The organism is Vibrio sp. J2-3(2022) (assembly GCF_021725735.1).
GTDB lineage: Bacteria > Pseudomonadota > Gammaproteobacteria > Enterobacterales > Vibrionaceae > Vibrio > Vibrio diabolicus.
In genome coordinates this window covers 424453-447381 of the sequence record NZ_JAKKCK010000004.1, presented here as the reverse complement: position 1 = coordinate 447381, position 22929 = coordinate 424453, and the positions used below count along the sequence as shown (strand labels likewise).

Annotated in this window: 24 protein-coding genes; all 24 read left to right on the top strand. The window is 46.8% G+C overall.

The window, feature by feature from the left end:
• Positions 1-126: flagellin (locus L3V27_RS17165; RefSeq protein WP_267135723.1), on the top strand; the 126-nt coding region annotated here is incomplete at its 5' end.
• 288 nt (positions 127-414) lie between these two features.
• Positions 415-1545 carry a flagellin gene (locus L3V27_RS17160; RefSeq protein ID WP_006741693.1) on the top strand — a complete coding sequence of 377 codons (1131 nt, stop codon included), beginning with the start codon at positions 415-417 and terminating at the stop codon, positions 1543-1545.
• 92 nt (positions 1546-1637) lie between these two features.
• Positions 1638-2072, top strand: coding sequence for a flagellar protein FlaG (flaG, locus tag L3V27_RS17155; protein WP_237312387.1), 435 nt, complete (start codon positions 1638-1640; stop codon positions 2070-2072).
• 21 nt (positions 2073-2093) lie between these two features.
• A complete protein-coding gene (fliD, locus tag L3V27_RS17150; RefSeq protein WP_006741694.1) occupies positions 2094-4085 on the top strand; it encodes a flagellar filament capping protein FliD in 1992 nt (663 codons plus the stop codon).
• Positions 4086-4088: 3 nt separating this feature from the next.
• Positions 4089-4394 (top strand): flagellar protein FliT, encoded by a 306-nt coding sequence (locus L3V27_RS17145; protein WP_012841523.1) that lies wholly within the window; start codon positions 4089-4091, stop codon positions 4392-4394.
• Between the two features lie 12 nt (positions 4395-4406).
• The gene (gene fliS, locus L3V27_RS17140; RefSeq protein WP_012841524.1) at positions 4407-4817 is read left to right on the top strand and encodes a flagellar export chaperone FliS; all 411 of its coding nucleotides are present in this window, start codon (positions 4407-4409) and stop codon (positions 4815-4817) included.
• Positions 4818-5106: 289 nt separating this feature from the next.
• On the top strand, positions 5107-6573 hold the full coding sequence (locus tag L3V27_RS17135; protein WP_006741695.1) for a sigma-54 dependent transcriptional regulator: 1467 nt from the start codon (positions 5107-5109) through the stop codon (positions 6571-6573).
• A gap of 196 nt (positions 6574-6769) precedes the next feature.
• On the top strand, positions 6770-7801 hold the full coding sequence (locus L3V27_RS17130) for an ATP-binding protein (RefSeq protein ID WP_006741696.1): 1032 nt from the start codon (positions 6770-6772) through the stop codon (positions 7799-7801).
• A gap of 36 nt (positions 7802-7837) precedes the next feature.
• Positions 7838-9247: a sigma-54 dependent transcriptional regulator gene (locus L3V27_RS17125; RefSeq protein ID WP_046875536.1), complete on the top strand. Its 1410-nt coding sequence runs from the start codon at positions 7838-7840 to the stop codon at positions 9245-9247.
• A gap of 122 nt (positions 9248-9369) precedes the next feature.
• On the top strand, positions 9370-9681 hold the full coding sequence (gene fliE / locus L3V27_RS17120; RefSeq protein ID WP_012841525.1) for a flagellar hook-basal body complex protein FliE: 312 nt from the start codon (positions 9370-9372) through the stop codon (positions 9679-9681).
• Between the two features lie 14 nt (positions 9682-9695).
• A complete protein-coding gene (fliF, locus tag L3V27_RS17115) occupies positions 9696-11438 on the top strand; it encodes a flagellar basal-body MS-ring/collar protein FliF (protein ID WP_006741698.1) in 1743 nt (580 codons plus the stop codon).
• Complete coding sequence (fliG, locus tag L3V27_RS17110; RefSeq protein ID WP_012841526.1) at positions 11431-12486, top strand: flagellar motor switch protein FliG; 1056 nt, start codon at positions 11431-11433, stop codon at positions 12484-12486. Before fliF ends, fliG begins: the two co-directional genes overlap by 8 nt.
• A 71-nt stretch (positions 12487-12557) precedes the next feature.
• Positions 12558-13358, top strand: coding sequence for a flagellar assembly protein FliH (gene fliH, locus L3V27_RS17105; protein WP_006741700.1), 801 nt, complete (start codon positions 12558-12560; stop codon positions 13356-13358).
• Positions 13359-13361: 3 nt separating this feature from the next.
• Positions 13362-14681, top strand: coding sequence for a flagellar protein export ATPase FliI (gene fliI / locus L3V27_RS17100; protein WP_006741701.1), 1320 nt, complete (start codon positions 13362-13364; stop codon positions 14679-14681).
• Positions 14682-14687: 6 nt separating this feature from the next.
• Complete coding sequence (gene fliJ, locus L3V27_RS17095) at positions 14688-15131, top strand: flagellar export protein FliJ (protein ID WP_237312386.1); 444 nt, start codon at positions 14688-14690, stop codon at positions 15129-15131.
• Between the two features lie 183 nt (positions 15132-15314).
• On the top strand, positions 15315-17186 hold the full coding sequence (locus L3V27_RS17090) for a flagellar hook-length control protein FliK (protein WP_237312384.1): 1872 nt from the start codon (positions 15315-15317) through the stop codon (positions 17184-17186).
• A gap of 85 nt (positions 17187-17271) precedes the next feature.
• On the top strand, positions 17272-17775 hold the full coding sequence (gene fliL, locus L3V27_RS17085; RefSeq protein WP_012841529.1) for a flagellar basal body-associated protein FliL: 504 nt from the start codon (positions 17272-17274) through the stop codon (positions 17773-17775).
• A 7-nt stretch (positions 17776-17782) separates the two neighbouring features.
• Positions 17783-18829: a flagellar motor switch protein FliM gene (gene fliM / locus L3V27_RS17080; RefSeq protein ID WP_006741703.1), complete on the top strand. Its 1047-nt coding sequence runs from the start codon at positions 17783-17785 to the stop codon at positions 18827-18829.
• A gap of 60 nt (positions 18830-18889) precedes the next feature.
• Positions 18890-19300 (top strand): flagellar motor switch protein FliN, encoded by a 411-nt coding sequence (gene fliN / locus L3V27_RS17075; protein WP_012841530.1) that lies wholly within the window; start codon positions 18890-18892, stop codon positions 19298-19300.
• 1 nt (position 19301) lies between these two features.
• The gene (fliO, locus tag L3V27_RS17070; RefSeq protein WP_046875540.1) at positions 19302-19715 is read left to right on the top strand and encodes a flagellar biosynthetic protein FliO; all 414 of its coding nucleotides are present in this window, start codon (positions 19302-19304) and stop codon (positions 19713-19715) included.
• On the top strand, positions 19702-20571 hold the full coding sequence (fliP, locus tag L3V27_RS17065; protein WP_237312382.1) for a flagellar type III secretion system pore protein FliP: 870 nt from the start codon (positions 19702-19704) through the stop codon (positions 20569-20571). Before fliO ends, fliP begins: the two co-directional genes overlap by 14 nt.
• A 24-nt stretch (positions 20572-20595) precedes the next feature.
• Positions 20596-20865, top strand: a complete 270-nt coding sequence (fliQ, locus tag L3V27_RS17060) for a flagellar biosynthesis protein FliQ (RefSeq protein ID WP_012841532.1) — start codon at positions 20596-20598, stop codon at positions 20863-20865.
• A gap of 8 nt (positions 20866-20873) precedes the next feature.
• Positions 20874-21656: a flagellar biosynthetic protein FliR gene (gene fliR, locus L3V27_RS17055; RefSeq protein WP_145473588.1), complete on the top strand. Its 783-nt coding sequence runs from the start codon at positions 20874-20876 to the stop codon at positions 21654-21656.
• Positions 21657-21659: 3 nt separating this feature from the next.
• Entirely contained in the window at positions 21660-22790 is a 1131-nt protein-coding gene (gene flhB / locus L3V27_RS17050) for a flagellar biosynthesis protein FlhB (RefSeq protein ID WP_006741705.1), read from the top strand.
• Positions 22791-22929 lie beyond the last annotated feature (139 nt).

Sequence of the window (22929 nt, the reverse complement as noted above, 5' to 3'; positions counted from 1 at the left end):
AAAGATACTGACTTCGCGAAAGAAACGACTCAAATGACCAAGTCACAAATTCTATCGCAAGCGTCAAGCTCAATCCTTGCGCAAGCGAAACAAGCGCCAAACTCAGCGCTAAGTCTGCTAGGTTAATTTCAAACCTAAGACGAGAACCTCATTGGCTCGTGGTGAGAGATGAGCGAGTAAACCCAGCTTCGGCTGGGTTTTTTTCTATCTTTTGGAGACTCAGAATTTCTGCGAATCACGACATTAGAGCTTCATCACATTTCATTAAGCCAAAGAAAATAATCGCAAAAAATTGAAAATTTCTTCTAAAGGATATTCATCGGTCGCCGTTAAAGGGACTGAGAGAAATGAGATGTACCTAAGTGAGGTGAGAGACACGACGGTACATTCACTAAAGCCTTAAGGAGATCAATTATGGCGATTAACGTTAATACTAACGTTTCTGCGATGACTGCACAGCGTTACCTAAACCAGGCAGCTGACGGTCAACAAAAATCAATGGAGCGTTTGTCTTCGGGTTATAAAATCAATAGCGCGAAAGACGATGCTGCAGGTCTACAGATTTCAAACCGCTTGAATGCACAAAGCCGTGGCCTAGACATGGCGGTGAAAAACGCAAACGACGGTATTTCTATTGCACAGGTTGCTGAAGGTGCAATGAATGAATCTACCAACATCCTACAACGTATGCGTGACCTATCGCTTCAATCTGCGAACGGTTCTAACTCAAAAGCAGAACGTGTTGCGATCCAAGAAGAAGTAACAGCGCTAAATGACGAGCTAAACCGTATTGCTGAAACTACCTCTTTCGGTGGTAACAAGTTGCTGAACGGTACATACGGTACGCAATCTTTCCAAATTGGTGCAGACTCAGGTGAAGCAGTTATGCTTTCTATGGGTAGCTTGCGCTCAGACACTTCTGCAATGGGTGGCAAGAGCTACGCAGCAGAAGAGGGTAAAGATGCATCTTGGACTGTTGGTGAGAAAACTGAGTTCAAAATGAGCTACACCAACAAACAAGGTGAAGAGAAAGAGCTATCGATTAGCGCAAAACAAGGCGACGACATTGAGCAGCTAGCAACGTACATCAACGGTCAAAACGATGATGTAAAAGCGTCTGTTGGTGAAGATGGTAAACTACAAGTATTTGCTTCTTCTCAAAAAGTTCAAGGTGATGTTGAGTTCTCTGGCAACCTAGCGGACGAGATCGGCTTTGGCGGCCCGAAAGACGTAACAGTGAAAGACATCGACGTAACAACAGTAGCAGGCTCTCAAGAAGCCGTGGCTGTTATCGACGGTGCGCTTAAGTCAGTAGACAGCCAACGTGCGTCACTTGGTGCTTTCCAAAACCGCTTCAACCACGCAATCAGCAACCTAGACAACATTAACGAGAACGTTAATGCGTCTAACAGCCGTATTAAAGATACTGATTACGCGAAAGAAACCACTGCGATGACTAAGTCGCAAATTCTTCAGCAAGCAAGTACTTCAATCCTGGCTCAAGCGAAGCAGTCTCCATCTGCAGCGCTAAGCTTGTTGGGCTAAGTGGTTGACCCAGCCTGAGGTAAACACCTTAGTGCTGGGGCACCAAAGCGATAGATTCTATCGTTAGCCCATAAGGTGGAAGGGAGATTGTAATGGATATATCCTCCTACGCATCGAACATCCAGCCTTACGGCACGCCAAGTGGCACAAAGTTTGCAAGTAAAAATGGCAATGATATAGGCACGTCTAGCCCAGCAAATTCAAATGGTGAGGTTTCGCCGCAAAAAGCGAAAGACACCGAATACGACTTCTCTGTTCAAGCAGCGATCGAGATGGCAGAAAGCCGTCAAGAGCTGAACAAAGAAGAACGTGAAAAATTGGTCGCACAAATGAATGAGTTTGTGACGTCCATAAACAAAGGAGTCGCGTTTCGAGTGGATGAGGAATCCGGGAGAGATGTGGTGACGATTTACGAAGCCAAAACGGGCGACGTGATTCGTCAAATTCCTGATGAAGAAATGCTAGTGGTATTGCGTCGCCTAGCTGAGCACACAGCCAACAGCGGGTTGTTGACTGAAAAAGTGTAAGTCGTTTTTAGAGGTGATTTGATGAGTTTAGGCCCTTTGGGGATGTCTGGCGGCATGGATATCAATTCCATGGTCAGCAAAATTGTGGATGCCGAACGCGTACCAAAGCAGCAACGCATTGACAACGAGCGCACGACAATTAATGCCAGTATCAGTGCCTATGGGCGACTCAGAGAATCACTGGATACGATGAAAAATCTTATGGCGAACTTTCGTCAAGAGAAAGCGTTTGCCGTTCGTACTGTTGAAACGACAGACGACAATATCGTATCTGCTACGGCAACCACAGATGCTATCGCTGGCAAATATGCTATCGATGTGTTGCAGCTTGCCCAGAGCCACAAAGTCGCTTCTGACGTACTGCCAGAAGACGCAAAGTTTGGCCCTGGTAAGCTGCAGATTTCGCTTGGTGATGACACCTTCAACGTGAACGTTCGTTCGAGCTCCAAGCTCGCAGATGTCGTACGCGGCATCAACGGCTCAAAAGACAACCCCGGTGTTCGAGCATCTCTCATTAACGACGTTGAAGGACCACGCCTTATCCTTGCCTCAAATCTCTCTGGTAAGGATCATCAAATCAGAGTCAGTGTGGAGGCCGACAAAGGCAACCCTCTAAAATATTTCGAATATCAAACACTTGAAGACCGTGTTAACGCGCTTGAAGAAGCTCGTTCAGCGGCGGAAGAAGTGTTAGGTCCTCTTCAATTCCCCGAGCAACCAGTGGAACTGGATGCAAACGGCAATCCTCTACCTCCAGAAGAGCAAAAAGCGGCAGAAAATGGACAAGATGATGGCTCCCAAGAGCCAATCTCTGCTGCGGGTGCAGAAGCTGCTAAAGCTGGGCAGGAAGCGATTGATGAAGCCAACCGACGTGCGAGTTTGCGCCCTGAAGACCGAATTCCAGGGTGGACAGAAACTGCGTCAGGCACTTTGCTGGATTCTTATGAAGAGCCAGAGCTCGAACTCGACGAGAAAGCAATAGAGAAGGCACCAGATGTACCGGGTTGGAGTAATGCGGCATCAGGCACATTAACCGACTCTTACGTTACGACGAAAGAGGCCAAGCAGCTTCTTGAGCAAGAAAAAGCAGAAATTGAGCAAAAAATTGCGAGTGAAAAACAAGCGCTAGACGCAAAAGTTGAACGTGGTGAATTGACCGAAGAGCAAGCGAAACAAATTCATCGCGCTAAGCTGGATCCTCAAGAGCGTGAACGTTTAGAAAAAATTGATGAAGCAGAAGCGAAAATCGCAAAAGCGCAATCTGCTTTTGAAGAATACCTTGGTATGACAGAGGTACAAGCAGGGCAAGATTCAGAAGTTCTGCTTGATGGAGTAGCAAAGCTTTCTAGTCACAACAATGTGATTGAAGATGCCATAGAAGGTGTTGATTTAACACTTAAAGGCAAATCAGAACCGAACAAGCCACCTGCTGAAATTGGCGTCGAATACGACCGTCAGAGTGTGCGTAACGACATCGAAAACTTTGTTGCGGCGTACAACTCGTTTTATCAAACGTCTCAAGCGTTGGCGAGTGTGGATCCGGTCACTGGTCAAAAAGGACCGTTGTCGGGTGACAGTACCGTACGCAGCGCAGACTCACGATTAAAATCGGTATTTTCCACTCAAATTGATAAAGCGCCTGAAAACCTAAAGTCATTAACTGAATTTGGCATTACTACCACGCGTCAAGGTACCTTAGAAATCAACTATGACATGTTAGATCGTCAGTTGAACAACAACTTCAACGAGCTAGAAAAGTTCTTCGGTGGCAACACAGGTTTTGCTAAACGAGTCGAAGATGCGATTCATGGTATTACAGGCATTACAGGCAGCATTCGTACTCGAGAAAAAAGTCTCACAGAACAAAATTATCGTTTGAGTGATGATCAAGCGGCATTAGATCGCCGCATGGAAAGCCTAGAAAAACGCACTCACGCGAAGTTTACCGCCATGCAAGATGCGACTGGCAAAATGCAAGGTCAGTTAGGTGCCTTAATGAGTGCGTTGGGTTAATAAATGCAAAAAGAACTCATAGATATTAGTGATATAGATCAACTAATTACGCAAGAATTGGAAAAAGTCGACTTTAGTACTGAAGAAATTCTTCGCTTGGTCGATATCAGGGAACGGTTATTGCAAAACCTGTTACCAATTATTCATCAAAATCCTTTGGTTAAGCAGGATGCAGAGTGGCAAGCGTTGCTTACTCGTACCAAAAGAATTGTCGAGCTGATGCAATCGGAAACGTCAAAGGTCGGAAAAGAACTTCATAAGTTTCGTTATGGCCAGCGTTCGCTTCAGCAGTACAAAAAATTTATTTAAAAGAGGATTACTATGCGCGGTTCTTTGCAAGCATACAAAAAGGTATCAGTCGACAGCCAGCTAAGCGCGGCTTCTCCGCACAAAGTCATTCAAATGCTTATGGCTGGTGCGATTGAGCGCCTTATTCAAGGTAAAGCGGCCATGCAAGCAGGCAACATTCCAGCAAAAGGTGAGCGTTTAGGTAAAGCGCTAGACATCATCATTGCGCTACGTAGCTGTCTATCGATGGATGACGGTGGTGATATTGCTTCAAACTTAGATTCACTCTATGAGTTTATGATCACGCAAATTTCAGCTGCTAACCATCAAAATGATCCTCAACTGATCGACGACGTTATCGACATTATCCGTGAGATCAAATCCGCTTGGGACCAAATCCCTACAGAGTTTCATAATCTTACAGCAGCTGAAGTCGGTATTTAATAACCAAAACAACGCGTTAAGATATTAGAGGAATATATTTGTCAATTGCGCAACGAGTTGTGTAGCAAAGTTTCTATCAAGCTCACACCTCTTTATTGCTTGGTTGCCTTATTTTTATATTCAAATAAAATAGAAGCCATTAGTAGCCCTAATGGCTTTTTTTGTTGCTGATTTTCCTATTTTGTCTATCGTAAATTGAGTGTGGTGGTTCTGCCTTCTTTTAGCACCCAATTGCGCAAATCAAGGTTTGGCCGCAACGCACCTAAAATAAAGGCAATCATTCTTACTTATGCAAGGTTTGGCAAAGCTGCTTGTAATTGATGATGACGCATCAAGTCGTTTAAATTTAAGCAATATATTGGAATTTGTTGGAGAAAATTGCGAAGCGGTCAGTTCTGATCAGCTCAGCGATGTTGATTGGTCTAGCGTATGGTCGTGCTGTATTGTTGGTAACATTCCAGCAGGTCAAGCGGCGAATACGGTTATCTCTCATTTAAACAGCGCCTACCACATCCCACTTTTAGTCATGGGCCGATTTCCGTTGCCCGTGGATGATCTTCCAAATTTTGTAGGTGAGCTAGAACTACCTCTTAATTACCCACAGCTTAGTGAGGCGTTACGCCACTGCAAAGATTTTCTGGGTCGAAAAGGGGTCAATGTCGTTGCCAGTGCACGAAAAAACACACTTTTTCGCAGCTTAGTTGGTCAAAGTAGAGGTATTCAAGAAGTTCGTCACCTGATCGAGCAAGTCTCAGACACTGAGGCAAACGTGTTGATCTTGGGTGAATCTGGTACCGGTAAAGAAGTCGTTGCGCGTAACATTCACTATCATTCGTCGTACAGCAGTGGTGCCTTTGTGCCCATTAACTGTGGTGCCATTCCACCGGAGCTTCTAGAAAGTGAATTGTTTGGCCACGAAAAAGGCGCGTTTACTGGTGCGTTAACGGCACGTAAAGGTCGATTTGAGCTCGCAGACGGTGGCACGATCTTTCTTGATGAGATTGGCGATATGCCGATGTCGATGCAAGTGAAGTTACTTCGCGTATTGCAAGAGCGCTGCTTCGAACGCGTAGGTGGCAATAGCACCATCAAGGTCAATGTTCGAGTTGTCGCGGCCACACACCGTAATCTAGAAAGTATGATTGAAGAAGGCACGTTCCGAGAAGACTTGTTCTATCGTTTGAACGTGTTTCCAATCGAGATGCCTGCGCTGAAAGAGCGCAAACAAGATATTCCATTGCTGCTGCAAGAGTTGATGACGCGTCTGGAAGCGGAGGGTGGCCAGCCTATCTGTTTTACCCCTCGTGCGATCAATTCACTGATGGAGCACAACTGGCCGGGTAACGTGCGTGAGTTAGCCAACCTTGTTGAGCGAATGATCATTCTGTACCCAAATAGCTTGGTCGATGTAAACCACTTACCAACCAAATATCGCTACAGTGATATCCCGGAGTTCCAACCAGAAAGTAATCCGTTTATTTCGGTTGAAGAACAAGAGCGTGATGTGTTCCAAGACATCTTCTCAGAAGACTTTAGCTTTGATGATCAAGACGATCTTGACCACAGCATGAACGCTCCGCAAGCGCTGCCGCCTGAAGGTGTAAATCTGAAAGAGCTGTTGGCTGATTTAGAAGTTAATATGATCAGCCAAGCGTTAGAAGCACAAGGTGGAGTCGTGGCACGAGCCGCTGATATGCTGGGTATGCGACGCACAACGTTGGTGGAAAAAATGCGTAAGTACAACTTACAACGCTAGGCAACGTTGAGATTTAAGACGATATCTAAATCATTTGGGCTATTTAGCATCGTTTTTCTGACACCAAAAACCGTTATCTGAGGGTGTCAACTTATTGTCGATGACTTAACGTCATGATAAATATAAAAAATAGCTTGGTACGCTAATTGCTTACCAAGCTATTTTAGTTTTAGCGGCGATATTTCGACAGGCAGTAATGGATAACAACACCAACCAATCCCATTTAGATTCCGTAGAAAATCAGGTTGAGCGCTATAAGCAGGTGCTTGATGTGATGCCTGCCGGAGTGATTCTGCTCGACACGTTCGGCATAGTGCGTGAAGCAAACCCAGAGGCGCACCGAATTCTTGAGATTCCACTGGTTAATGAAAAATGGTTCAACATTATTCAGGCGGTGTTTGATCCTCGTGAGGATGATGGTCACGAAGTTTCCCTGCGGAATGGTCGTAAAGTTCGATTAGCCATTTCGGCTTCTACGACAGGTCAATTGATCCTGATTACCGATTTAACCGAAACTCGCTTACTTCAAGCTCGTGTGAGTGATTTACAACGCTTGTCGTCGTTAGGGCGTATGGTAGCGTCACTTGCTCATCAGGTAAGAACGCCGCTATCGAGCGCCATGCTATATGCATCCAATTTGGGAGCGCCAAACCTTCCACCAGCGACAAGGGATCGCTTTCAAACCAAATTAATGGATCGACTGCACGATTTGGAAAAGCAGGTTAATGATATGCTGCTTTTTGCTAAAGGTGGTGATAATAAAGTCATTAAGCCATTTACGATTGCTCAGTTGGTGGCGGAATATCAGCCGATGGTCGAAACCGCGCTAAAAAATAACGGTATTGATTACTGCCTAGAAGTGGAAGAAGAACAAACTGAGTTGCTAGGCAATGCGAATGCGATTGCATCCGCGTTGAGCAACCTTGTCATGAATGCGATTCAGATGTCTGGTAAAGAGTCGCAAGTCGATATATTTTTCCGCCCGGTAAATGGCGAGTTGCGCATTTCAGTGCAAGACAGCGGACCGGGTGTACCTGAAGAACTACAAGCCAAAATTATGGAGCCATTTTTTACCACGCGTTCTCAAGGAACCGGGTTAGGGCTGGCTGTTGTTCAAATGGTTTGCCGTGCCCATGACGGTCGATTGGAACTTATTTCAGAGCAGGGTGATGGAGCCTGCTTTACCATGTGCATTCCGCTAGAGCGAGTGCAACCAGAAGCGCAGTAAGCAGCTTCTGGTAATAACAATTACTGGAGAATCAGAATGGCGCAAAGCAAAGTGCTGATCGTAGAAGACGATGAAGGTCTTCGTGAAGCCCTAGTGGATACTCTGGCTCTGGCAGGGTATGAGTGGTTAGAAGCTGACTGTGCGGAAGACGCACTACTAAAACTCAAATCGAATACTGTCGATATCGTCGTTTCTGACGTGCAAATGGCAGGTATGGGCGGGTTGGCTCTGCTCAAAAACATCAAGCAGAATTGGCCTAACTTACCAGTACTGTTAATGACGGCGTACGCCAACATTGAGGATGCCGTGTCGGCAATGAAAGACGGCGCGATTGACTACATGGCGAAACCATTTGCACCAGAAGTATTGCTGAACATGGTCAGTCGATATGCACCGATCAAAAGCGATGACAATGGTGACGCGGTCGTGGCTGATGAAAAAAGTCTGCGACTACTTGCTTTGGCCGATAAAGTGGCACGTACAGATGCGAATGTTATGGTGCTAGGTCCGAGTGGCTCAGGTAAAGAAGTGATGTCGCGTTATATTCACAACGCATCAAACCGTAAAGATGGTCCATTCGTTGCGATCAACTGTGCGGCGATTCCAGACAACATGCTGGAAGCGACACTGTTTGGTTATGAGAAAGGCGCGTTCACTGGCGCGGTTCAAGCGTGTCCGGGTAAGTTTGAACAAGCGCAAGGCGGCACAATCTTGCTGGATGAAATCAGCGAAATGGACTTAAACCTGCAAGCGAAACTATTACGTGTTTTGCAAGAGCGTGAAGTGGAGCGCCTTGGCAGTCGTAAGAGCATCAAGCTGGATGTACGCGTGCTTGCGACCAGTAACCGTGATCTCAAGCAGTACGTCTCAGAAGGCAACTTCCGTGAAGATTTATACTACCGCCTGAATGTGTTCCCAATTGCGTGGCCAGCACTGAACGAACGCAAAGGCGATATTGCGCCACTTGCCAAGCATCTTGCTGAGCGTCATTGCAGCAAGATGGGGATGCCAGTGCCTCAATTTTCAGCCGTTGCGGTAGAAAAACTGCTGCAATACCCTTGGCCAGGTAACGTTCGTGAGCTGGATAACGTGGTGCAACGAGCTCTTATCTTAAGTGAGAATGGTGATATCGACGCTGAGCACATCTTACTAGAAGGGGTGGATTGGCAAGATGCCAACAGCTTGCAGCATGTGGTTCAAAATGCAGAGATGGTTGTACCTAATGTTAAGCCAGTCGCTCAACCTGAGAGTGTGAACCGTCCGGTATCTGGCGGGGAGGGCTTGGGCAGCGAGCTGCGTGACCAAGAATACGCCATTATTTTGGAAACCTTGGTGGAGTGTAACGGCCGACGCAAAGAAATGGCGGAGAAACTGGGCATAAGCCCACGAACCTTGCGCTACAAACTTGCCAAAATGCGTGATGCTGGTATAGATATCCCAAATTAACATGTGCAATCGCCATAAGACAAAAAGTGTAAGCAAACCGCTAACTAATGTCTTATGGCACGTTAATTGCTGTGTTAATAATCAGTTTTGTTAATAGTCAATCTTTTGGCTTAGAGGTGCTAATGAAAGTTGATGGTATTCAGGCAGAAATGCGCGCCATGATGGTAGAAGCAACCAATACTGCTCCTACTGCAAGTGGGGCGAAAGTTGGAGCAGATTTTAATGATCTCCTAACTAAAGCCATCAATAACGTGAACACACTTCAAAAAGCATCCGGTGATTTACAAACCCGTTTTGATCGTGGTGATGCCGATGTTTCCCTTTCTGACGTTATGATTGCTCGTAACAAGTCTAGTGTCGCTTTTGATGCGACGGTTCAAATTCGCAATAAACTCGTTGAGGCGTATAAAGACCTCATGAACATGCCAGTGTAATTTAGGTAATAAGTGTGGCAGACAAGTCTACAGATTTAACCGTCACTGAAGGCGGCTCAGATGGTGCACTGGTAGCAAGTTCCGACGTAGATGTGGAGAGTCAAAATCCAGATCTAGAGGAGCGCAGTGCGTCAAAATTTGATATGGCAGTGGGTGACCTTGATTTACTTCGTCAAGTTGTACTTGTGCTGTCAATCTCCATCTGTGTTGCATTGATCGTGATGCTGTTCTTTTGGGTCAAAGAGCCGGAGATGCGCCCGCTTGGAGCGTATGAGACCGAAGAGTTGATCCCCGTTTTGGATTATCTGGACCAGCAAAAAATCAATTACAAGCTTGATGGTAATACCATTTCTGTTGAATCGAGCGAATACAACTCGATCAAACTTGGCATGGTTCGCTCGGGCGTAAACCAAGCCACAGAGGCGGGCGATGATATTTTGCTGCAAGATATGGGCTTTGGCGTATCACAACGTTTAGAGCAAGAGCGCCTTAAACTCAGTCGAGAACGTCAATTGGCTCAAGCGATTGAGGAAATGAAGCAAGTTCGTAAAGCACGAGTCTTATTGGCGCTGCCAAAGCACAGTGTGTTTGTACGTCACAATCAAGAAGCATCTGCGTCCGTATTTTTGACACTGTCGACTGGCACGAACCTCAAACAGCAAGAAGTTGATTCTATCGTTGACATGGTGGCGAGTGCCGTTCCGGGAATGAAAACCTCCCGAATTACCGTCACAGATCAGCATGGCCGTTTGCTCAGTTCAGGCTCTCAAGACCCTGCTTCTGCAGCGCGACGCAAAGAGCAAGAATTAGAGCGTAGTCAGGAACAGGCGCTGCGTGAAAAAATTGATTCAGTGCTATTACCTATTTTAGGTTATGGCAACTACACGGCGCAGGTCGATATCCAAATGGATTTCAGCGCGGTTGAACAAACTCGCAAACGCTTTGATCCCAATACCCCTGCAACCCGCAGTGAGTACGCATTAGAAGATTACAATAACGGCAATATGGTAGCGGGTATTCCGGGGGCGTTAAGTAATCAGCCTCCAGCGGATGCCTCTATTCCGCAAGATGTGGCTCAGATGAAAGACGGTTCTGTCATGGGGCAGGGTTCGGTGCGTAAAGAATCCACGCGTAACTTTGAGCTTGATACCACCATCAGCCATGAGCGTAAGCAGACGGGGACGGTTGCTCGTCAGACAGTTTCTGTTGCGATTAAGGACCGTCGTCAGGTCAACCCAGATACGGGAGAAGTGACCTATACCCCGATGTCCGAATCTGAAATCAATGCTATTCGCCAAGTCTTAATTGGTACGGTCGGTTTTGACCAAGGCCGTGGTGATTTGTTGAATGTACTGAGTGTGAAGTTTGCAGAGCCTGAGGCTGAACAGCTGGAAGAACCACCAATTTGGGAGCACCCTAACTTCAGTGACTGGGTTCGTTGGTTCGCAAGTGCATTAGTGATCATCGTTGTTGTGTTGGTTCTGGTTCGCCCAGCAATGAAGAAATTGCTTAACCCTACCAGTGATGACGAAGACGAAATGTACGGACCAGACGGCTTGCCGATTGGCGCGGATGGTGAAACTAGCCTGATTGGCAGCGACATTGAAAGCAGCGAACTGTTTGAGTTTGGTTCAAGTATTGATTTGCCAAACCTTCATAAAGATGAAGATGTATTGAAAGCGGTTCGCGCTCTGGTTGCGAATGAACCTGAACTTGCTGCTCAAGTAGTGAAAAACTGGATGAATGACAATGGCTAACGATATCGTACCTCAAGATGACAACGCCGCGGGAATGCCAGTTGAGCTGGATGTCTCAACCATTACTGGCGAAGAAAAAGCAGCAATTTTGCTACTGAGCCTCAATGAACAAGATGCCGCTGGCATTATTCGTCACCTAGAGCCAAAACAGGTCCAGCGTGTGGGTAGTGCGATGGCTAAGGCGAAAGATCTCAGCCAAGACAAGGTGTCAGCCGTTCACCGTGCGTTTTTGGAGGACATCCAGAAATACACCAACATCGGCATGGGCAGCGAAGACTTCATGCGTAATGCGCTGGTGGCGGCTCTTGGTGAAGACAAAGCCAACAACTTGGTTGACCAGATCCTACTTGGTACGGGTTCAAAAGGCTTGGATTCGCTGAAATGGATGGACCCACGACAAGTGGCGAGCATCATTGTCAACGAACACCCGCAGATCCAAACCATCGTCTTGTCTTATTTAGAAGCAGACCAATCCGCAGAGATTTTGTCTCAGTTCCCTGAGCGCGTGCGTTTGGATCTGATGATGCGTATTGCCAACCTTGAAGAAGTTCAGCCATCGGCACTGGCAGAGCTGAACGAAATCATGGAGAAACAGTTCGCGGGTCAAGCTGGCGCTCAAGCAGCCAAGATTGGTGGCCTGAAAGCGGCAGCGGAGATCATGAACTATCTAGACAACAACGTCGAAGGTTTGTTGATGGAACAGATTCGCGATCAAGACGAAGACATGGCGACGCAAATTCAAGACTTGATGTTTGTCTTCGAAAACTTAGTCGAAGTGGACGATCAAGGTATTCAGAAATTGCTGCGTGATGTACCACAAGACGTGTTGCAAAAAGCACTTAAAGGTGCCGACGATTCTCTGCGTGAGAAGGTATTTAAGAACATGTCGAAACGAGCAGCTGAGATGATGCGTGATGACATCGAAGCGATGCCGCCAGTTCGCGTGGCGGATGTCGAAGCGGCACAGAAAGAAATCCTGGCGATCGCTCGTCGCATGGCCGATGCAGGCGAACTCATGTTGTCTGGCGGTGCGGACGAGTTCTTATAATCTCTATTGCTCCGCGATTATCCTATTGCGGAGCACCCTCACTTCTTAATCGAATACATAATAGGTAACCCATGGCTGGCGAAAGAAAACGTGGATTTATCCGTCCTGATGAAGATGATTCGATGATCGAACCACAACGTTGGGGGTTGCCTGATTACGGTGAGCCCAAAGCCAAGCAAGCAAAACAAACCGCGTTTAACTATGACCCGGGTTGGGTACCGAATCTTGAAGAACCAGAAGAAGAGCAAGCACTTGAGCTAACCGAAGAGCAGATAGAGCTGATCAAGCAAGGCGCTTATCAGGAAGGTTTGTATCAAGGTCAAGAAGCAGGCTTTAAGCAAGGTTACGACAAAGGCAAAGAAGAAGGCCTGCAAGCGGGCCATGCTGAAGGGCTGGAGCTTGGAAAAGCCGAAGGCGTGACCGCAGGTCAAGAATATATTCAGCAGCAAGTTGAAACCTTTATGAACTTAGCGAACCAGTTTGCTCAGCCGTTAGAGCTAATGAATGCTCAGGTTGAAAAGCAGCTGGTGGACATGGTGCTCTGTTTAGTTAAAGAAGTCGTGCATGTCGAAGTACAAACCAACCCTCAAATTATTTTAGACACGGTTAAGCAGTCGGTTGAAGCGCTGCCAATATCAGGTCACCCCATTACATTGCACCTGAATCCAGAAGACGTTGCGATTATTCGTTCAGCCTACGGCGAAGAAGACCTTGATTGCCGCAACTGGACGTTGGTTGCTGAGCCATCACTTAATCGGGGCGACGTCCAGATTGAAGCGGGTGAATCAAGCATTAACTACCGTATGGAAGAGCGCGTCAAAAGCGTGTTGCACAGTTTTTGTGGTGCAAACCGTCATCAAGAGGGTGAGTAATCCATGCAAGCATTGGCTGACCGTTTAAGAAACTACAAAGTTGAAGGCTTAACGACGCGCCCAGTTGCCTCTGGCAAACTGGTTCGAGTGGTTGGGTTAACGTTGGAAGCGACAGGCTGTCGCGCGCCAATTGGCAGTTTATGCTTAGTGGAAACCATGTCCGGTCAGATGGAAGCCGAGGTCGTCGGTTTTTCAGGTGATAACCTATTTTTGATGCCAAGCGAGCAAATTACGGGCATTTTGCCTGGCGCTAGAGTGACGCCATTAACCAGTGACGCTGGCTTGCCTGTTGGCATGGAGTTGCTTGGTCGAGTGATTGACGGGGTTGGTAATCCGCTTGATGGACTTGGCCCGTTGTATACCGATCATCGCGCCTCTTTTAATGCTGAGCCAATCAACCCGCTGGCTCGAAAGCCAATTTCAGAGCCACTTGATGTGGGCTTGAAAGCGATTAACGGATTATTGACGGTAGGTAAAGGTCAGCGTATCGGTCTGTTTGCCGGCTCTGGTGTGGGTAAATCGGTCACGCTTGGCATGATGACGCGAGGTACAACCGCACAAGTTGTTGTGGTCGGTCTGATAGGTGAGCGTGGACGCGAAGTTAAAGAGTTTATCGAAGAGATTTTAGGTGAGGATGGACGACGTCGCTCTGTCGTGGTGGCTGCGCCTGCCGATGCTTCACCATTGATGCGTTTGAAAGGCTGTCAAACCGCCTTAACCATTGCCGAGTACTTTCGCGATCAAGGTTTGGACGTTCTGTTATTGATGGATTCCTTGACGCGTTTTGCGCAAGCGCAGCGTGAAATCGCCCTTTCTGTTGGTGAGCCGCCAGCGACAAAAGGCTATCCGCCATCTGTGTTCGCTAAGCTACCTGCTTTGGTTGAGCGTGCGGGTAACGGAAGCGCCGAACAAGGCTCAATTACGGCGTTCTTTACCGTGTTGACCGAGGGCGATGATTTACAAGACCCGATTGCGGATGCATCGCGGGCAATTCTTGATGGTCACATTGTGCTGTCCCGTGAAATGGCGGATGCAGGTCATTATCCTGCGATTGACGTCGAAAAGTCGGTGAGCCGTGTTATGCCGCAAATCACCACTGAAGAACATGTTCTGATGTCGAAAGCCGTACGTCAGGTCTTGTCGATTTGCCGCAAGAACCAAGATTTGGTCTCGATTGGGGCGTACAAACCGGGCACCGATCCTGCTATCGATGGCGCGTTTACATTGAAGCCAAAGTTAGACGAATACTTACAGCAGAGCATGAAAGAATCGGTGCCATACGATATGTGCGTCAACATGCTTAGAAACATTTTGGGCGGGTGATAGCGCATGAACAATGCGATGGAGTTCCTACTTGAGCAGACTAAAGAGCGTGAAGATCAAGCCGTACTTGCGCTGAACAAAGCGCGCTCTGAATTTGAAGATTATTACCGTCAGGTTGAGCAAATCGAAAAGTATCGCCTTGATTATTGCCAACAGCTTATCGACCGTGGGCAGGCGGGCTTAACGGCAAGCGAATATGGGCATTTAAATCGCTTTCTCACCCAGCTAGACGAAACGTTATCTAAGCAGAAACAAGCGGAAAGTCATTTCAAAGAACAGGTAGAAAACTGTCAAGAATACTGGTTAACAGTACGCAAAGAACGCAAATCCTATGAGTGGATGATCGAAAAGCGAGAGAAAGAGAAGCAGCTTGCGGAAGCCAAACGGGAACAAAAGCAAATGGATGAGTTTTCAACGTTGCTTTACAGCCGTCGAGCGAAGCCTTTTTAATGTTTAAAAGTTGATGTTGCTTCCACTTATAGCGCTCGATTTGTCACTGCGGCAATGAGCTTGTTATTGGCGTAATTTTTGCAGATAACTTTGTAGATGATCATCCCAATAACCTAAATTTGCCACCGTGTGCAATTTAGCAGCGGCCTAGCGCTCGAAGCTGCTGATAATGAGAATTTCTATATGAATGTGAATTTGTCCAATGTTTCTGCGACGAGCAAGACGTCAGTTTCTGACTCTGCCGCACAAGCACCTACAGAAAACGCGGAGAACAAGGGATTTTTGGAAACCTTGACGGATGCATTTTCAGGTTCACAAAAGTCAGAAAAAGTAGCAACGAAATCACAAAACGGTGAAGAACAAAACAGTGCCGAGGTTAACAAGCTTTCGTCTGGCGACGCTGATAGCCAAGATACGGTCACAGACGTGGCTCAAGAGAGCAGTAACGACGCCGAAGAGTTTCTGGCGCAAGAAAGCCATCAAGAGCAAAACCGCTCTGGCGACATGCTGACAGAGCATGCGAACACCATTCAAAGTGATGAAGCAAGCCTACTGGAAGCCAAACTAGGCGAGCACTCGCAAAATGATGCTGATGTCACTGAGAAAGTCGGTTCACTCTCGAACGCCCCTTCAGCTGCTAATGGCGCAAAAAGCGCGATGGGTGAAGGACAACAGCTGCTTGGTCGTATTGAACAAGCGAATCAAACCTTGAAAGCGAATAATGCATCCATCGATAGTGGCAAAGTTTTGCCTCAACGAGCGGGTTTAGAACACTCGTTCAACGGGCAAACAACAGACATTGATGAACTTGCTTTGAATGACATGCCATTAGCTCAATCGCTTGAACAAGTGCAGGCAATGGCTGGGCAAGGCTTAGAGCCAATTTTAGATAAGAATGGTCAACCTATCGATGTCGATAAGCTCTCGTCTGAGTTTGCTACTTGGCAAGGTATGGCTAAACAAGTCAGTCACCCAACCGAGAAGGGCATGGTCAGTGGTGACGTTGCCAATGAACTATCGCCACTGGAGGTGGGTTTGGATGGCTCTAAAATTGATGCGCTTCAGCGTGTTTCCTTGGATGAACTCGAACTCATAGATACCAAACTGGCGCAGGGAAAACCACTGACTCAGCAAGAAACTGAGATCATAGAAGGGTTGAAAAAAGGGACGGTCATTGCCGATATTCCTGAGCAAGATCTTGCCCAGTTTGTTGCGCTTCCTACTGACGTTAAACAGGTTCTCGCCGAACAGCAAGGACAACAGCATTTGGCTCGCCAGGCTACACCTATGGGGATGTCTCAGCAAGCCCTTAATTTTGCGCCTCAATCAGCTCAGCCACAAGCTGTTCAGAGTACAGATAAAGTCGCATTGTCTCCGATGACAGATGCGTTGGCCGCAGCTCATTTTCCGACGGCGCTTCAAGGCGTAAAGGACGGAGAGGTTAACCAGAAAGTTGTGAATGCCGCATTGACTGCTGGTGCACTTAAAGCGACAGCGGATAAGCAAGATAAACCAGAACTTCAACATGGTTTAGCAGGGCAGCTTCAGGTGATGGCGGGTCAACAAGGAACAAACGTGCAGCAACAAGCGCGTATTGATGCCGCGCAGCAAGCTCAGCTTCCGTTGCAACTGACCAAAGAGTTGGCCAATGAGCAAGTGGCGGAAAAAGTGCAAATGATGATGTCGAAGAACCTAAAAAACCTCGATATTCGTCTTGATCCACCAGAATTAGGTCGTATGCAAATTCGTATGACGATGAACAACGATGTAGCTAATGTGCATTTTACGGTGAACAACCCGCAAGCGCGTGACATCATTGAACAGACGCTTCCTCGCTTGAGAGAGATGTTGGCGCAGCAGGGCATGCAATTGGCTGATTCTTCTGTTCAGCAACAAAACAGCGGGCAGCAGCAAGGTAGGTATACTGCTGAGCAACATGGTCAAAGCGCTCAAGGCAGCGGTTTTTCTGGACAATCAGAAGAGAGCTTTGATGCTGACGTCAATCTGGATTTGAATGTGGCTTCAAAGCGTGATGGAATTAGCTTTTACGCATAACAGGCCGTTTAAAGGCAATAATACAAGGTTACCAAACGACTTCCTTAAGCATCTCGGTAACCTAAAAGAACAATAAGAGACAACAATGGCAGAAGAACAGTTACAAGGGGCCGATGCGCCGAAAGGAAAAGGTAAGTTACTTATCATCATAATCGCTGTTGTGGTATTGCTACTTGGCGGTGGTGCAGCAGCATTCTTTCTCATGGGCTCTGATGAACCAGCTCAGGCTGAAGCGTCTCAACAGGTTCAAGCGAAGGCATCTGATGCCTCGCCCATTGCCTACGTGAATCTTCCTCAGGCATTTGTATTTAACGTTACTGGGGACCGTCGCGACAGACTGGTACAAATTAAAGCGCAGTTAATGGTTCGCGGCGCAGAGAATGAAGAGTTGGCGCGGTACCATTCGCCACTGATTGAGAGCTCTTTGTTATCAACGTTTGCTTCGGCGACGGTTGATCAGTTGCGTTCTCCAACGGGACGAGTGGAATTGCGCGATCGTGCTTCCGAAGATATCAAAGCAGCGCTAAACGCTGCGGTCGGTAAGCCAGTGATTGAAAAAGTACTGTTTACAGATTTTGTTATTCAATAGGTAAAACGTGACCGATCTATTAAGCCAAGACGAAATTGATGCGCTATTACACGGGGTTGACGATGTTGATGACGTCGATGAACCGATAGAAAACGACAACGAAGGTGCCGTCAATTTTGATTTCTCGTCGCAAGACAGGATTGTACGTGGTCGAATGCCGACGCTCGAACTTATCAACGAGCGCTTTGCACGACACATGCGTATTAGTCTGTTTAATATGCTGCGTAAAACGGCAGAAGTGTCGATCAATGGCGTGCAGATGATGAAGTTTGGCGAATACCAAAACACATTGTACGTGCCAACCAGTTTGAACATGGTGCGTTTTCGTCCGTTAAAAGGTACAGCGTTGATCACCATGGAGGCTCGCTTAGTCTTTATTCTAGTAGAAAACTTCTTTGGTGGGGATGGTCGATTCCATGCCAAAATCGAAGGACGCGAATTTACCCCAACGGAACGCCGCATTATTCAGCTGCTGCTGAAGATTGTATTTGAAGACTACAAAGAAGCGTGGTCGCCAGTGATGGGGGTGGAGTTCGAATATCTCGACTCTGAAGTAAACCCAAGTATGGCTAACATTGTCAGCCCGACAGAAGTGATTGTCGTGAGTTCTTTCCACATTGAGGTCGATGGTGGCGGCGGCGATTTTCATGTCGTTATGCCTTACTCCATGGTTGAGCCGATTCGTGAACTGTTGGATGCAGGTGTTCAGTCCGACAAGATGGAGACAGACGTCCGTTGGAGCTCAGCATTACGTGAAGAGATTATGGATTGTCCGGTTAACTTCCGCGTTAACTTGCTTGAAAAAGACATCTCTTTGCGTGACCTCATGGAATTGCAACCGGGTGACATCATCCCGATTGAAATGCCAGAACATGCGACAATGTTTGTGGAAGACCTGCCGACCTATCGCGTAAAAATGGGCCGTTCGGAAGACAAATTAGCGGTGCAAATTTCTGAGGAAATTGAGCGCCCACATGTAGTCAAAACAGATTTAGCTTTCTTGGGCAAAGACATCATGTCTGAGCTTGAGAATGAAGACGATATAGACGATTAAGATACCTTATTGAACATACATGCTTTGGCATTAAATAAGGCTTAACACAGGATAGAAAAAATGGAACCAAGTGACGATCAAAAGCTAGCAGATGAATGGGCAGCCGCTCTTGGCGAAGACCCGTCTGCACCTTCTGTTGACGTAGATGAAGTATTGGCCGCGCCACTGGAAGAGCTAAAAGACACTTCAAGCCCAATTACCGAAGATGAGCGCCGTAAACTCGACACCATCATGGATATTCCGGTGACGATTTCGATGGAAGTCGGTCGTTCACAAATCAGCATTCGGAACTTGTTGCAATTGAACCAAGGATCGGTTGTTGAGTTGGATCGTCTAGCGGGCGAGTCATTGGACGTATTAGTCAACGGTACACTGATTGCGCATGGCGAAGTCGTGGTCGTGAACGATAAGTTTGGTATCCGTTTGACGGATGTGATCAGCCAAACTGAACGAATTAAGAAGCTACGTTAAGATGAGCCGCTCAATCAAAACGCGATTGACGCAAATCACTGGAGCACTGAGCTTAATGCTGAGTGCTCCTTATGCATTTGCTGCCGCACCAAATAATCTGGATCTTGCGACGACACTGGGCTCGCTTGTGCTTGTGATCGGCGTGATTCTTTTGTTGGCTTGGCTACTTAAACGTATGCAAGTGCCTGCGATGGGACAACAAAAAGGCTTGCGTATTGTGAGTCAGTTGCCAGTGGGCACCAAAGAAAGAATCGCCGTAGTTCAAGTGGGTGAAGAGCAGTTTTTGGTTGGAATTACCAGCCAATCAATCCAAACGTTAGCCAAGTTAGATAAGCCACTGAAAGAGGAAGAGTTGGCGACCAATGCTTTTGCGACTCAATTTAGCCAACTGATCAAAAAACATGACAAAGGGTAACCCGATTCGTTTGCTCCTGAGCACGTTGTTGCTTTTCGTCGGCGTGCTGTTTTCTTCATTTTCGTTTGCTGAGGCAGAGGAGTCTGCTCTGCCTGACAACTTGGCTGATGGAAGTAGAGTCACTGTTCAGGCGATGCAAAGTGATACTGGCGCCAGTCGTGCTATGTCCGTTTCTAGTGGTGGTGGCATCCCTGCGTTTACCATGACCACAAACCCAGATGGCAGTGAAGATTACTCGGTTACACTGCAAATTTTAGCGTTAATGACCATGCTTGGCTTCTTGCCTGCTATGGTGATTCTAATGACGTCGTTTACTCGAATTGTTGTGGTGATGTCGATATTGCGTCAGGCAATGGGTTTGCAACAAACGCCGTCTAATCAGGTCATCATTGGTATAGCGCTGTTTTTGACCTTCTTTGTTATGTCTCCCGTCCTGAACGAAATCAACGATAAAGCCGTTCAGCCTTATTTGAATGAGCAAGTCACTGCGAGAGAAGCGTTTGATGCTGCACAAGCACCAATGAAAGCGTTCATGCTTAAACAAACCCGAATCAAAGATTTGGAGACGTTCGTAACCATGTCAGGAGAGCAAGTTGAGAATCCAGAAGATGTGTCGATGGCGGTGTTGATTCCGGCTTTCATCACCTCGGAGTTAAAAACTGCATTCCAAATTGGTTTTATGCTCTTCTTGCCGTTTTTGATTATTGACCTCGTGGTAGCGTCGGTACTGATGGCAATGGGTATGATGATGTTGTCACCAATGATTGTTTCGTTGCCGTTCAAGTTGATGCTGTTCGTATTGGTCGATGGTTGGAACTTGATACTTTCGACACTCGCGGGCAGTTTTGCCCTTTAGATAAGTGCAGATAGAGGATAAGACATGACACCAGAAATGTTTGTCGAGCTTTTCCGTGAAGCACTTTGGATGGTGCTTATCATGGTCTGCGCCATTATCATCCCAAGTTTGCTTATCGGCCTTATTGTTGCGATTTTCCAAGCTGCGACTTCCATCAACGAACAAACATTGAGCTTCTTGCCGCGTTTGATTGTCACGCTTTTGGCTCTAATGCTATTTGGTCACTGGATGACGCAAATGTTGATGGAATATTTCTATGGCTTGATTGAGCGCTTACCTCAGGTGCTTTATTAGAGGCGCCTATGGAGTACCCCACTAGCGTTGTCTTAGATTGGATCGCAAACTATTTCTGGCCCTACGTTCGTATCTCTTCCATGCTGATGGTGATGACGGTAACTGGGGCTCGATTTGTCTCACCACGAATCCGCCTTTACCTCGGGTTAGCCATCACTTTTGCAGTCATGCCAGCGATCCCTGCAGTGCCTCAAGAAATTGAGTTGCTCTCGTTTCGGGGTTTTATGACCATTGCCGAGCAAATGATCATCGGTATTGCGATGGGCATGGTCACTCAATTTATGATTCAAACCTTTGTCTTGTTGGGACAAATATTGGGTATGCAATCAAGTTTGGGTTTCGCTTCTATGGTTGATCCCGCAAATGGTCAGAACACGCCATTGCTTGGTCAGCTATTCATGTTTTTGACGACAATGTTTTTCCTTGCCACCGATGGGCACTTGAAAATGCTGCAACTGGTCGTGTTCAGCTTTAAAACACTGCCGATTGGCTCCGGCTCGCTCAACGCGGTTGATTTCCGTGAAATGGCAGGCTGGCTTGGTATTATGTTCCAAACGGCACTGAGTATGTCGCTATCTGGAATTATTGCACTACTTACCATTAACTTGTCGTTTGGTGTAATGACCCGTGCTGCACCACAGCTGAATATCTTTTCGCTTGGTTTTGCGTTTGCGTTGATGGTGGGTCTATTACTGTGTTGGTACATACTGGCTGGTCTATACAGTCATTATGAAATGTTCTGGACAGTGGGTGAGGCGCAGATTTGTCGGCTTATTCGCTTGGAGTGCTAAGATTTGGCAGAATCAGACGGTCAGGAACGCACCGAAGAAGCCACGCCCCGACGGTTACAACAAGCCAGAGAAAAGGGGCAGGTCGCTCGATCTAAAGAGCTTGCATCAGCATCTGTACTGATCGTTGGCGCCATTTCACTGATGTGGTTTGGCGAGGCGTTAGCACGCTCACTGTTTTCCATCATGAGCCGTTTATTTGATCTTCAACGAGAAGAGATTTTTGATACGGCAAAGCTATTTGACATTGCTTTAGGGGCGATGACCGATTTGTTGTTCCCTCTATTTTTGGTGCTAGCTACGTTGTTTACTGCCGCCATGATTGGTGCTGCGGGTGTGGGAGGAATCAGTTTTTCTGCTCAAGCGGCTATGCCAAAGCTGTCAAAAATGAATCCGCTTAGCGGTTTAAAGCGGATGGTCGGAATGCAAAGCTGGGTAGAGTTGATCAAATCAATTCTTAAAGTGGTTTTGGTTACTGGTGTCGCGATCTATTTGATCCAAGCATCACAGGCGGATCTGATTCAATTAAGTATGGATGTGTATCCGCAAAACATCTTCCATGCTTTAGATATTCTGCTGAACTTTATCTTGTTGATCAGCTGTTCGCTATTGATCGTGGTTGCTATCGATATTCCATTTCAAATCTGGCAGCACGCTGATCAGTTAAAAATGACCAAGCAAGAAGTCAAAGACGAATATAAAGAAACCGAGGGTAAGCCAGAGGTCAAAGGACGCATTCGTATGTTGCAAAGGGAAGCGGCTCAACGTCGAATGATGGCGGATGTTCCTCAAGCTGATGTTATTGTTACTAACCCAGAGCACTTCTCGGTAGCGCTTCGTTATAAACAGAAGACAGACCGTGCGCCGGTAGTGATCGCTAAAGGTACTGATCACATGGCAATGAAGATTCGAGAAGTCGCCCGAGAGCATGACATCACAATTGTACCAGCTCCGCCACTTGCTCGTGCGCTGTACCATACTACTGAGCTAGAACAAGAGATCCCCGATGGATTATTTACTGCGGTGGCTCAGGTTTTGGCATTTGTATTCCAGTTGAAGCAATACCGAAAACGAGGTGGACAGCGCCCCAAAATTCAGGATTACGATTTGCCAATCCCGCCAGAACACCGGCACTAATGCTAAAAGAAGCCTAATTCTAAAAAGATTAATTGAATCAGATATTAAACTCTACTTGAGTGTTTAGTCATTATTTTGGCGTTAATTATGGTACATAGCTTGCTTAAAACGCCTTAATTATCAACCATACCTAAACTTT